Here is a 12,236-nt window from a genome sequence, read left to right as displayed (position 1 = left end):
GAGCAAGGCGGCGCGCCGCGCCGCTCAGTCGCGTACTTCCAGCGTCAACGACACCTCGGCCGCGCCGCCACGCGGAAGCGACGCGACGCCGATGGTCGTGCGGGCCGGCAGCGGTGCCTCCGGAAAGACCTGCCGCAGCAGTTCCGAGGCCGCGTCCATCACCTTCGCGTGCTCCGCGAAATCGGCGCCTGTCTGGAGGTATCCGTTCAGCGCGACGACGCGGGCGACGCGCGAGAGGCTGCCAAGTTCTTCGCGCGCGGAGCGCAGCAGCGCGGCGACTGCAGCCACCGCCGCGCGCTGGCCGCGCGCCACGTCGTCCGGCCCCCGCAGCGGCCCGGCAACGACTTCGCCGTTCTCGCGCCCGACGACGCCGCTCGATTGCCACAGGCTGCCCGCCTTCGAGAAGGTGGCATAGGTTCCGGAAGGGCTCGCACGCGCCGCTTCCGGCGGGCAGAGCACCTCCAGGCGCAGATCCTCCGGCGGCTCTTCGCAGCATTCGCCGCCGATCCTGCAGCCTTCCTGCCCCATCGCTTCCGACGGCAAGCCGACATGGATGGCGGAAGGCGACCCCATGGCTTCACCCTGCCGCACCGTCACCGCGAGCGCGTCCGTGCCGACCAGGCCCAGGCGGCGCAGGCCCCATGCGAGCGCCGCCGCGGCGATGCCCGTGGCCGCATCTTCGGGATAGCCGGAGGATTTCGGAAACTGCCGCGCGCTGACCGTGCAGACTTCGCCTTCCGACAGCGCGTACGGATACAGCCCGGTCGAGCCCAGCCGCTCGCACAGCGACTCGACGCGCGCGAAATCCACGCGCAGGCCGTGGAGCTGCTTCGTATCCGCCAGCCGCACCAGCGTCTTCACGCGGCTGGTCGCGGCGTTGAGCACGGGCCCGACGATGTTCGCCGCATCGATGCCCAGGCAGCGCGCGATCTCCTCGACCAGCGCCTGCTGCGTCACTTCCTCCACCACCGCGCGCGGCTGGCTGATCTGTACCGTGCCGTCGACGCGGCGGCCGGTCACGGTGCCGCTCAGCGTCTCGATGGCCACGGGCGAGCCGTCCCATTCGCCGCGCCGGTGCAGCAGCCAGAGCGCGCCGACGGTGGCGTGGCCGCACATCTCCATTTCGTGGTTGGGCACGAAGTAGCGCATGCGCAGGGCGTGCGCGGGCGTTGCGGGCTTCAGCACGAAGACCGATTCATGACCGCTGCGCCGCGTGTATTCCTGCATCTGCGCGGTGGAGAGCGCGTCGGCATCTAGCCAGACCGGTGCGGGGTTGCCGCCGATGCTCGGGTCGGACCCCACGAAGACGCGGATGTTGTGGGCGTGCGGAGGGTGGGTCGTCGTCATCGTCATTCGGCCTTTGCATTCACCGACCGGGCGATGCCGCCCCAGAGCTGGATGTCGCTGCGTATCTGTGCCTGGAATGCATCGGGCGTCACGATCCACGGCGTCACGCCCTTGGACTGCATGTCGGTGCGCAGCGCCGCATCGCGCATGGCCGTGTCGAGCGCGGCGCGCAGGCGCTGCACCACCGGCTGCGGCGTGGCAGCCGGCGCCATCAGGCCGTACCAGAGCTGCGGCCTGAAGTTCTTGATGCCGGCCTGCTCGAAGGTCGGCAGGCCTTCGAAGCCGGCCGAGGGTTCGCTGATCGCCAGCGCCCGCATGCGGCCGCCGCGCACCTGCGCGAGCAGCGCAGGCGGGTTGTCGAACAGCGCCTGGATCTGCCCCGCCATCAGGTCGGCCTGCGCGGGCGCCGCGCCGCGGTAGGGCACATGGGTCATCTCGATGCCGGTGCGCTGCTTGAAGAGCTCGCCCGCCAGGTGGCTCAGGCTGCCGTTGCCGATGCTGCCGTAGTTGAGCGCCTGCGGATGGGCCTTGGCGTAGTCGACGAAGCCCTTCACGTCGCGCGCCGCGAGCGACGGCGTCACCACCAGCACGAAGGGCGTGGTGCCGATGGTGCCGATGGGCACGAGGTCCTTGATGGGGTCGTAGGGCAGCTTGGGGTACACCGCATCGGCGGATGCGATGGTCGAGGTGGTGGCCGCCACCAGCGTGTAGCCGTCGGGGTTCGCCTTCGCGCCGAAGCCCGTGCCCACGGTGCCGCCGGCGCCGGAGCGGTTGTCGATGATCACCGACACGCCGAGGGCGGCCTGCAGCCGCTGCTGCACCGAGCGGAAGATGACGTCGGTGCCGCCGCCGGCGGGGAAGGGTACGATGATCGTCACCGGCTTGGCCGGGTAGGCCGTTTCCGGAGCCGACCATGAGGCGGCAGGGCCGTACAGGAGGCCGGCGGCTGCCAGCCCGAGGAGCGCGCGGCGGCGCAGTGCTTGGGGTTTCATGCTTCTTGCTTGCGGGAGTGGTGTTTCCCGATTCTGTTGAGCGTGCGCGGACGCGCGCGGCCGATTGCGACATGCACGAGTTCAATTGCGACAAGGAGTGGCCATGCACCTGACGAACACCCGCATACCGGCGCCGCGCCAGTCGCTGTTCGTCGAGCGGCTGTCGCACCACGCCACCATGGTCGCGAACGCCCGCGAGCGCTACGCCACCGACACGCACGTGCACGACTGCGACATGCTGTTCGTGCCACTGGCGGGGCGCTTCAGCGTTGGCGACGCGCAAGGCGGCGCGCAGACCCTGGGCCCCGGGCACTTCCTCTGGTTCGCGGCCGGCAGCGCGCATTCGACCACCACGCTCACGGCGGGGCAGACGCACGTCGCGGTCTATGTGGACCCCGCGCTGTGGGCCACCGCGCTGCAGGCGCAGGGCGTTTCGACTCCGTCGCAGGGCATGCGCGCCGGCAGCACGGCGCTGCGTGCGCTGTCGCAGCGGATGTTCGAGTCGGCCAGGACCGGCACCGCGGAGAACTATGCGCTGTGCGGCGCGCTCGTCATGGAGGCTGCGCGGCTCAGCGGCCAGCCGCTGTCGGACGGCGATCCCGCCTCGGCCCTGCTGGTGGCCGAACTGCTGGCGGAAACCATCGAAGCCGATCTTTCCCGGCCGCTGTCGCTGGAGGCCTTCGCGCAGCAGCACCGTCTTTCGCGCCGCCAGGTGGAGCGCGTCTTCCGCGCGAAGTACGGCGTGTCGCCGCTGGCCTACCTGCAGCGCCGGCGCCTGGAGCGCGCGGAGTTCCTGCTGAGGAACACGCGCGACTCGGTGCTTTCCATCGCGCTTCAGGTGGGCTGGGAATCGGGCTCGTACCTGTCGCGGATGCTGGAGAAGACCTGGGCGAAGACCGCGACGCAGATCCGCGCCTCGGGGCCCGTGCAGGACCGGAAATAGTGTGAACAGGCCCTAACCGGCCGGCGCCTCCCACGCGAAGCCCACGCCGTACACCGACCGTATCCAGTCGTGCCCCGGCGTCACCGCGCCGAGCTTGCGGCGCAGGTTCTTCACGTGGCTGTCGATGGCGCGTTCCGTCACGTCCACCGTGTCGTCGTAGGCCAGCTCGAGCAGGCGGGCGCGCGAGAAGATGCGCCCGGGGTGCCGCGAGAGCACCTGCAGCAGCCCGAACTCGCGCCGCGTGAGGTTCAGCGGCGTGCCTTCGAGCGACGCACGCCAGTGCACGTCGTCGAGTACCAGCCCCGGTGCGTCGTTCTGCGAGCCCGGGCCCTGCGACGGGCCCGGCGCGGTGCGGCGCAGCACCGCGCGAACGCGCGCCACCAGTTCGCGCGGCGAGAAGGGCTTGCACACGTAGTCGTCGGCGCCGAGTTCCAGGCCCAGCAGCCGGTCGACCTCCTCGATGCGCGCGGTCAGCATGATGATCGGGTGCGCCGTGTGCTCGCGCGCGCGGCGCAGCACCTCGATGCCGTCGAGCCGCGGCAGCATGATGTCCAGCAGCGTGAGGTCGGGCGGCGTGCCGACGATGCTTTCGAGCGCGCTCTGCCCGTCGGCGAAGTGCTCGGTTTCGTAGCCCGCGTGGCGCAGGTAGTCCTGCACCACCGAGGCGATGTCGGTTTCGTCTTCGACGATGACGATGCGTGTCATGGCGATGCTGCCAGTGGAAGGGTGATGGTCAGGCGCAGGCCGCCCAGGGGCGAGGGCGACGCGTCGATCGTGCCGCCGTGCGCCTCGATGGTCGCGCGGCAGATGGAAAGCCCCAGCCCCGAGCCGCCGAGCTCGCGGCTGCGCGAGGTCTCGCCGCGGAACAGCCGGTCGAAGAGGCGCGGCAGCTCGGCCTCGGGCACGCCCGGCGCGCTGTCGTCGAACACCAGCGTGAGGCGGTTGCCGGTCCACGCGCCCTCGACCATGAGGTCGATGTGCAGCTCGCCGCCCTGGTCGGTGTAGGCCAGCGTGTTCTCCAGCAGGTTCATGAAGACCTGGTGCAGCCGGTGCGCGTCGCCCTCGACAGCGGGCTGCGCGGACGCGCCGATGCGGTCGATGGCGCGGCGGTCCACCGTGATGCCGCGCGCCGTGAAGCGGTCGCGCGTGTGGTCGAGCGCCTCCTTCAGCAGCGACAGCGGAAACACGGTGGCCGTGGGCAAGTCGTTATGCGGCTCGCGCATGCTGCTGCGCAGGTCGTCGACCAGCTGGCCCAGGCGGATCACCTGGCGGTGCAGCCGCAGGGCGGTGCGTTCGTCGAAGGTGCGCACGCCGTCCTGCAGCGCCTCGATCTCCGCGCGCATGGCGGCCAGCGGCGTGCGCAGCTCGTGGGCCGCGTCGGCCAGCCAGGCGCGGCGCGATGCCTCCATCGTGTTCAGCCGCTGTGCCATGTCGTTGAAGGTGCGGCCCAGCAGCGCCAGTTCGTCCGAGCCCTGCACCGCGACGCGGGTGGAGAGCCGGCCGCGCGCCACGTCCTGCGCGGCCTGGGTGAGCTCGTCGATGGGCTTGAACCAGCGGCGCGCCAGCAGCCACGAGAGCACCAGCGCGAAGCCGAGGCCACACAGCCCGGTGAGCACGATCACACCGGACTGCCGCGCGACGAAGGCCCGGTCGGCCTCGCTCTCCAGGCCCTGCACGGGCGTGAGCGCCAGGTAGCCGATGACGGTGCGGTCGCGGCGGATCGGCGTGCGCGCGGCGTTCGCGAGGTCGACTTCGGCGCCCACCACGCGTACGCCGTGCGCGTCGAGCAGGGCCAGCCGCTGGAAGATGGAGTCCGGCATGTCGCGCGGATCGCGGAAGAACCACGGCGGAGGCATGGTCGGCAGCCGGCGCGGCGTCAGCTCGAGCTGGGGCGACGAAAGCGCCGAGTCCGGCGGCGGTGGAGGGGGCGGCGGCCTGCCGCCCTCGGCGCCGCCGTCGCCCGCGCCCGCGCCGCCTTCCGGCGGCGGATTCCCGCGCATGGTGCGGTACTCGTACCAGGGCGGCAGCCGCCGTTCGTCGCCGCTGCCGCTCGCGTTGTCGAGCGCCGCGGCCATCCGGCCCATCTGCAGGCGGTGCCACGCGTCGTCGTTGTCGTGCAGGCCCTTCCAGTCGCCGTTGGCGGCGTGGTACTTCTGCAGCTGCTGCGCGAGCCAGTCCATGCGCCGGATCTCGATCTCGGCCACGTAGGAGCCCAGGCCGCGCTGCAGCGCGATGATCGACAGGCCCGCGAAACTGATCAGCAGCACGATCAACAGCGCGGCCAGCGCGAGGAAGATCTTTCTGGAAAGGGTCAGGTGAGGCATGGGCTCGGGGCAGGCATTGCCGCATTCTGCGGCATGCATGGCGGGACGGGCGAGGGAGAGGCCGGGTGGGTCGGCAGCCGATCATCGCGGCCGAATGTGGAGGAATCTGGGAGAAATGTTCTCCATCATTTCTCCGCGATCGGCCCGCACGATGCGACCCATGACTGCGCACATGGACCTGCCCCTGCCGCTGCTGCTGGCGATCACGGTGTTTTTCTGGCTGCTCGCCCAGGCCTGGGCGCTGATCGTCTTCTGGGCGGAAGGCCGGGCCACGCGGCCCTCGCCGCCCTCGCCGCCTGATGCGGCGGAAGAAAAGGAACAGCGCAATCCATGACGGCTCGCGCCGATTCCCCGGCACTTGCCGGCGCAGCGGCCTGCTGCCGCTGACCGCGCAGGCCGCGGCCAGGACTCCCGAGGCTCAGAACGAGGTTCCGATCTGGAACTGGAAGCGCTGGGTGCGGTCGGCCGCGATGTTGTTCGCGGTGTCGGCCTTCTGGTAGACCAGCGGCACGGCGTAGGCCAGCCGCAGCGGTCCCAGCGGCGAGATCCAGCTGATGCCGATGCCCGCCGAGGCGCGCAGGCGGTTCTGCGCCTTCCACTGCGCGTCCGTCATGCTCGCGGTGCGGTCGGCGAACACGTTGCCCGCGTCGAGGAAGGTGTACAGGCGCAGCGTCTTGTCGTTGCCCGCACCCGGGAAGGGCGTGCTGAACTCCATGTTGAAGATCGCCTTGCGCGTGCCGCCGAGCGCGCCGCCCGTCACCGAGTCGGCCGGGCCCAGCGAGTTCTGCTCGAAGCCGCGGATCGAGCCCAGGCCGCCGGCGTAGAAGTTCTTGAAGATCGGATAGGTGCTGCCGCCCAGCGCGCGCGCATAGCCGAGCTGCCCGTTGATGGCCAGCGTGTACTGCTTGGACAGCGGGAAATACTGCTGGTACTGGTAGTTGGTCTTCAGGTAGCGCAGCTCGCTGCCCACGCCCATCTCGAGGTTGGCGCTCTGCAGGCGGCCGCGCGTGGGCACCAGCGCGCTGTCGCGGTCGTCGCGCGACCAGCCCAGCGTGGCGGGGATGGCGATCATGCTCGACTTGGCGCAGCTCACGCTCGGCGCGGTGCCCGTGCACTTGAAGTAGTCGAGGTAGGCCTGTGGCGTGGCGGTGTACACGTACGAGCCGTCGACCAGCGTGTAGGTGCCGTTGGTGCCCGGCGTGAACGACCAGCGCTCCAGCCCGATGCCCAGGAACACCGTGTCCTGCTCGCCCACCGGGAAGCCGAAGCGCACCGAGCCGCCGTCGCTTGCGAGCTTGTAGTTGCCGTCGGCCTCGTAGTAGGGGCGCGTGGTGGTGTGGAACACGTTCAGCGTGCGCGAGATGCCGTCTTTCGTGAAGTACGGGTCGGTGGCCGTCAGCGAGATGGTGCGGTTGTACGAGCTGGTGTTCACGTTCAGCCCCAGGTAGTTGCCGCTGCCGAACACGTTCTCCTGCGTGATGCCGAAGGTCAGCGAGACCTTGTCGGTGGAGGAGTAGCCCGCGCCCAGCTGCAGCGAGCCGGTCGGCTTCTCGGCCACGGTCACCGCCAGGTCGACCTGGTCGGGCGAGCCGGGCACGTCGACGGTATCGACGCTCACGTCGGTGAAGAAGCCCAGGCGGTCCACGCGGTCGCGCGAGGCGCGGATCTTGTTGCCGTCGTACCAGGCGCCCTCGTACTGGCGGAACTCGCGGCGGATCACCTCGTCGCGCGTCCTGGCGTTGCCGCCGATGTTGATGCGCCGCACGTAGGCGCGGCGCGAGGCCTCCGCCCTGAGCACCAGCGTCACGCGGTTGTTCTGCCGGTCGATCTCCGGCTCGGCCTTCACGCGCGCGAAGGCATAGCCGAAGGTGCCGAAGTAGTCGGTGAAGGCCTTGGTGGTGGCGGCCACGTCCTCGCCGTTGTAGGGCCTGCCGGGGCGGATGGTCACGAGCGTCTTGAACTCGTCCTCGCGGCCCATGTAGTCGCCCGCGAGCTTCACGCCGGCCACCACGAACTTCTCGCCTTCGGTGATGTTGATCGTGAGAGTCAGCGTCTGCCGGTCGGGCGAAATGGCGACCTGCGTCGAGTCGATGCGGAACTCCAGGTAGCCGCGCGTGATGTAGTAGGAGCGCAGCGTCTCCAGGTCGCCGTTGAATTTGGTGCGCGAGTACTGGTTGGACTTGGTGTACCAGTCGAGCCAGCCGCCCGTGTCCTGGTCGAACAGGTCCAGCAGCGTGCTCTCGCTGAAGGCCCTGTTGCCGACCACGTGCACTTCCTTGATGCGCGCGGGCTCGCCCTCCGTCACCGTGAAGGTCAGGTTCACGCGATTCTTCTCCAGCGGCGTGACGGTGGTGACGACCTCGGCGTTGTAGAGGCTGCGGCCGATGTACTGCCGCTTGAGCTCCTGCTCGGCGCGGTCGGCCAGCGCCTTGTCGTAGGCCTGCCCCTCGGCCAGCCCGATCTCGCGCAGCGCCTTCTGCAGCGCGGCCTTGTCGAATTCCTTGGTGCCCGCGAAGTCGACCTCGGCGATGCTCGGGCGTTCTTCCACGACCACGACCAGCACGTTGCCGTTTACGTCGATGCGTACGTCCTTGAAGAGCCCGAGCTTGAACAGCTCGCGGATGGCGGCGCTGCCGCGCTCGTCGCTGTAGGTGTCGCCGGCCCGCAGGCCCATGGTGGCGAAGACGGTGCCGGGTTCGACGCGCTGCAGGCCCTCGAGCCGGATGTCCCCGATGGTGAACGGATCGAATGCCCAGGCGGGAGAAGCGGCAATGGAGGCAAGCAGCGCGGCTGCAGCTGCGAGTGACTTGGGAAACTGCATCGGCGCATGGTTCCCGCCAATGTCGGAGAAATTTGGGACTTTTCCCCGCCCGCCCCGGCACGCTCGGGGTCTTTGCCTCGGCCTTGCCTACTGCAACCCCATTGCGTTGGGAGCAGCCCATGCCGGCATCGCGACGGCTTCCGGCAACTGGGCGCTTCTTTCGCGGCAGTTGCGCAGGTGGTCGTCGATCCTCAGGTCGCCCTGTATCTCGAGCAGGCGCTCCACCGTGCGGTCGACGGCGCGTTCGTCCAGCAGCGGGTAGTTGCGCGCGAGGCGGCCGTTGTTGCGCACAAGGCGCGCGATGTAGGGCAGGTCCTGCTGCGTGATCACGGCCGCCGGCATCACGCCCTCGAGCTCGATGCCCTCGCAGGGCAGGAGCACGAAGTACTGCAGCCGCAACTCGTCGCACAGCAGGGCGCGCAGCTGCGAGGTCTTGCGTCCGCCCTGCCACGCGGGGTCTTTCACCTCGCGCGCACTCTTGTCGCCATGCAGGCGCAGAAACCAGCGCGGCGGCGACTGCTCCGCCTTCTTTCGGTAGACGAACGCATTGCGCCATGCCTTGATCTCGAAGAGATACACGCCGGTCTCGCACACGAGCACCGCGTCGATGCGCGCCGTGGGCACCGTGTGCCCCTCTGGCATCGGGATGATGAGGTTGCGAAGAATGCGCAGGTACGAAAAGGTGGGGCCGAACGCGTTGGCGAGTTGCTGCACACCCAGCGTTGTGGCGGTATTGCTTGGCAGGGCAATGGTCATGGAAGGCTCCTTCGGCCGCCGAGCATCGCGCGGCTTTTCGGAGACTTCTTGTGCGAGGTGTTTCCTTCGGTGGTGCATGCGGTTTGCGTGCAAACAACAGTTCTCGCAAGGCAGTGGGCAACCACAAGATTCCTCCGAATTTGAACGGGACCATGCGTGTCGGCTGCTCGATGGAGAGCCGCTGCAACCGGAGAACCCTGAATGAAGAAAACCCTCACGGCATTCGCCGCCCTGGCCGTCTGCGGCCTGGCTTCTGCCCAATCGTCAGTCACGTTGTTCGGCGTCGTGGACGCCGGCCTGACCTACCAGTCGACGACCTCGCGCGACGCCATCACCGGAGCGTCCGTCAAGCAAAGCAAGACCAGCCTGGGCAACTCCGCCTACAACTCCAGCCGCATCGGCTTTCGCGGCACCGAAGACCTCGGCGGCGGGCTTGCAGCGAGCTTCTGGCTCGAAGCGCCCATCACCAACGACGACGGCGCCACCGGCATCTCCACCTTCGCGCGCCGCTCCACCGTGAGCCTGTCGGGTGGCTTCGGCGAGCTGCGCCTGGGCCGCGACTACACGCCCACCTTCTGGAACGACACCGTCTTCGACCCGTTCGGCACCAACGGCTCGGGCACCAACGTCATCAGCACCGTCAGCGGCAACGCCACCATCAACAACACCAACTACGTGCGCGCGAGCAACTCGATCGGCTACTTCCTGCCGCCGAACCTGGGCGGCTTCTATGGCCAGTTCCAGTACGCGCTGCACGAGAACACCAGCACGGACGCGACCAGCACCACGGCTGCCACCAGCAGCAGTGCAGGCCGCTACGTCGGCGGTCGCTTCGGCTACGCCAACGGCCCGCTGGACGTCGCCCTGGGCGTGGGCCAGAGCATCGCGGCGGACACCACCACGCTGGAGCGCAAGGTGCAGACCATCAACCTGGGTGCTTCGTACGACTTCGGTCCGGTGAAGCTGTTCGGGGAGCTGTCGAACGTGAAGAACAAGTTCGACACGGCGCTGGGCAACACGCACGACAGCTACAACGGCTACCTGATCGGCGCGACCGTGCCGGTGGGCGCGGGGCTGATCCGCGCGTCGTACTCGCAGGTTCGCTACAACGAGGGCGGGGCGGGCATCACGGGCGAGGACCCGCTGGCGCGCAAGTTCGCGATCGGCTACGTGCACAACCTGTCCAAGCGCACGGCGCTGTATGCGACGGTGGCGCGGGTGAACAACCGCAACGACGCGAACTACACGGGCAGCCTGGTGTCGGCGAGCACGACGGGCTACGGCAGCACGGGCACGGGCTACACGGGCCTGCCGCGTTCTTCCACCGGCTACGACTTCGGTATCCGCCACGCGTTCTGACGACGGACGCGCGCCGCGCGGGAGGAAGGGGCATGCGCTGCCCTTTTTCTTCCGCGCGGCTTTTTCGCTTTCCACGCCTTCATTCATCCAGCATCGAACCTCGACCAATGAACCGAATCCGACTCCTCGCGGGCGCACTGGCGTCCTTCGGGCTGACCGGCTGCATCGTGCTTCCCCCGTCACCCATGCCCTATCGTCCGCCCCCGCCGATGCTCTTCGGCGACGCCCGCAGGCCGCCGCCTCCCGGATGGGGCATGTGCCCCGCCGAGGGTGCCCCCGTGCCGCAAAGCTGCGCGCGCGGGGTGCCGGGCGAACCCGGACCGCAGCCTCCGGGAGCGCGCTGATGAGCGGGGCGCAGTTGCAATCGGGCAACCTCGGGGCCGTCATCGCCGGGGTGATCCTGCTGGGGCTCGGCGGCGTGGTCGGCACGATGTTCTCGCTGTTCGTCGCCAACCTGCGCCAGGGCGCGAAGGCTCGCGAGTCCGCGCAGCAGGCGCGCGAGGAAGCGCGGCAGCGCCTGGTCGAGAGCCGGGCGCAGGACATTCGGTCGCTGCTCGATGCGGCTTTCGCCGAGGCCGGGGCCGATGCCAAGACCATCCGCGTCGACATCCGGCTGCCGCAGGAAGCGGTGCGCGTGTTCGCGATCGAGGCCGAATTGCGCGAACTGCTCGCGAAGGTCACGGCCTACGCGGCCAGCGTGATGCGCACCGGCTCGACGCTTCAGGTCTCGGCGCATGCCGACGGCCAGCAGGCGGTGATCCACTGGCGCGACCTCGACGCCGTCGACGCGCATCCGCCGCTCGCAAGGTTCTTCGACAGCAAGCTCTCCGCAGCCGTGGCGGCCAGTGCCAGGGCCTGCGAGCGCATCGCGGGACACCACGGCGGGCGCATCTACTCGGCGCCCCGCGAGGGCGGCGTGCTGGGGCTCACGCTGCGGCTGCCGCTGCTGGCCTGAGCCTGGCGCCCGGCAATCCAACATGGACGAACGGTAATGAAGCGGCCGCGCCTCCATGAAGAGGTCTTCATCGAGGACTGATGGACGGGCGCGGCGGCGCATCGGAACTCCGCGCGATACTTGCGGTCCCACGCTGCCGCCGCCTTCCTTCCTCCCGATGCCCGACGTGCGACTTCCTTCTCCCTCGATCCTTCTTCGTGCGCTCGCCATGAGCGCTGCTCTTTTCGCTGCGGCAGCCGTGCACGCGCAGGCCCTGCCGCCCGGCGTGCGGCTCGGCATGTCGGCGGAGGAACTTCAGGCCGCGCTGCCCGCCGCCGAGCGGGTGCAGAGGCCGCAGCGCCTGAGCGGCGGCCTCGTGGGCTCATGGCGCGCGGCGCCGGTCGAGATGGCGGGCCTGCTGTTCGAGCCGACCTTCTTCTTCGCGGCTTCAGAGCTGCGGCGCGTCGAGTACGTGGCCTCCGCGCAATCCACGCCTGACGCCGGCTCATCGGCCTTCACGGCGCTGGTGCAATGGGGCCGAGGCGCGTTCGGCAGCGAGCTGTCGTCGCGCGACCCCGGCAGCGCGTATGCCGCATGGGTGAGCAACGACACCGACATCTACGTGCAGCAGCAGTCGGGCGATCCGCGCCGGGCGAGCGTGCGGCTGGTCTACAAGGCGCGGCAGCTGCGCGACGGCAGCGAGCTCTGAGGAAGAGAGAAAAGAAAGAAGACAGAAGGGCTGCCTGAGCCCTTCCTTCGC

At 69.4% G+C, this 12,236-nt stretch carries 11 protein-coding genes; 5 read left to right on the top strand and 6 right to left on the bottom strand.

From position 1 onward, the window contains the following. Positions 1 to 24 precede the first annotated feature (24 nt). Together FHT32_RS03160 and FHT32_RS03155 are read right to left on the bottom strand one after the other, a co-directional pair. Positions 25 to 1,347, bottom strand: coding sequence for a PhzF family phenazine biosynthesis isomerase (locus FHT32_RS03160; RefSeq protein ID WP_176663173.1), 1,323 nt, complete (start codon positions 1,345 to 1,347; stop codon positions 25 to 27). Positions 1,348 to 1,349: 2 nt separating this feature from the next. Next, entirely contained in the window at positions 1,350 to 2,339 is a 990-nt protein-coding gene (locus tag FHT32_RS03155; protein WP_176663172.1) for a tripartite tricarboxylate transporter substrate binding protein, read from the bottom strand. A gap of 103 nt (positions 2,340 to 2,442) precedes the next feature. Between FHT32_RS03155 and FHT32_RS03150 the strand changes: the two genes are divergently transcribed. Beyond that, positions 2,443 to 3,282, top strand: a complete 840-nt coding sequence (locus tag FHT32_RS03150; protein WP_176663171.1) for an AraC family transcriptional regulator — start codon at positions 2,443 to 2,445, stop codon at positions 3,280 to 3,282. A 12-nt stretch (positions 3,283 to 3,294) separates the two neighbouring features. On the opposite strand, the gene FHT32_RS03145 is transcribed toward FHT32_RS03150, so the two are convergent. Beyond that, complete coding sequence (locus FHT32_RS03145; protein WP_176663170.1) at positions 3,295 to 3,987, bottom strand: response regulator; 693 nt, start codon at positions 3,985 to 3,987, stop codon at positions 3,295 to 3,297. Beyond that, positions 3,984 to 5,606: an ATP-binding protein gene (locus tag FHT32_RS03140; RefSeq protein WP_176663169.1), complete on the bottom strand. Its 1,623-nt coding sequence runs from the start codon at positions 5,604 to 5,606 to the stop codon at positions 3,984 to 3,986. Before FHT32_RS03140 ends, FHT32_RS03145 begins: the two co-directional genes overlap by 4 nt. Positions 5,607 to 5,766: 160 nt before the next feature. Here FHT32_RS03140 and FHT32_RS03135 point away from each other — a divergent pair, with 160 nt between their 5' ends. Then, positions 5,767 to 5,940 (top strand): hypothetical protein, encoded by a 174-nt coding sequence (locus tag FHT32_RS03135; RefSeq protein WP_256098851.1) that lies wholly within the window; start codon positions 5,767 to 5,769, stop codon positions 5,938 to 5,940. 84 nt (positions 5,941 to 6,024) lie between these two features. Here FHT32_RS03135 and bamA read toward each other — a convergent pair whose 3' ends face one another. After that, positions 6,025 to 8,427 (bottom strand): outer membrane protein assembly factor BamA, encoded by a 2,403-nt coding sequence (gene bamA, locus FHT32_RS03130; protein WP_176663168.1) that lies wholly within the window; start codon positions 8,425 to 8,427, stop codon positions 6,025 to 6,027. Between the two features lie 87 nt (positions 8,428 to 8,514). Next, entirely contained in the window at positions 8,515 to 9,183 is a 669-nt protein-coding gene (locus FHT32_RS03125) for a nuclease-related domain-containing protein (RefSeq protein WP_176663167.1), read from the bottom strand. A gap of 201 nt (positions 9,184 to 9,384) precedes the next feature. Here FHT32_RS03125 and FHT32_RS03120 point away from each other — a divergent pair, with 201 nt between their 5' ends. The 3 genes from FHT32_RS03120 (at position 9,385) to FHT32_RS03110 (ending at position 12,185) form a co-directional block, all read left to right on the top strand. After that, positions 9,385 to 10,542 (top strand): porin, encoded by a 1,158-nt coding sequence (locus FHT32_RS03120; RefSeq protein WP_176663166.1) that lies wholly within the window; start codon positions 9,385 to 9,387, stop codon positions 10,540 to 10,542. 343 nt (positions 10,543 to 10,885) lie between these two features. Further along, positions 10,886 to 11,497 (top strand): ATP-binding protein, encoded by a 612-nt coding sequence (locus tag FHT32_RS03115; RefSeq protein ID WP_176663165.1) that lies wholly within the window; start codon positions 10,886 to 10,888, stop codon positions 11,495 to 11,497. 208 nt (positions 11,498 to 11,705) lie between these two features. After that, positions 11,706 to 12,185 carry a hypothetical protein gene (locus FHT32_RS03110; protein WP_256098850.1) on the top strand — a complete coding sequence of 160 codons (480 nt, stop codon included), beginning with the start codon at positions 11,706 to 11,708 and terminating at the stop codon, positions 12,183 to 12,185. Positions 12,186 to 12,236 lie beyond the last annotated feature (51 nt).

The organism is Variovorax sp. SG517 (genome assembly GCF_013376045.1).
In the GTDB taxonomy this organism is placed as follows: domain Bacteria; phylum Pseudomonadota; class Gammaproteobacteria; order Burkholderiales; family Burkholderiaceae_C; genus Variovorax.
Note: the sequence above shows the minus strand (reverse complement) of the source record. Positions and strands in the feature narration are given on the sequence as shown.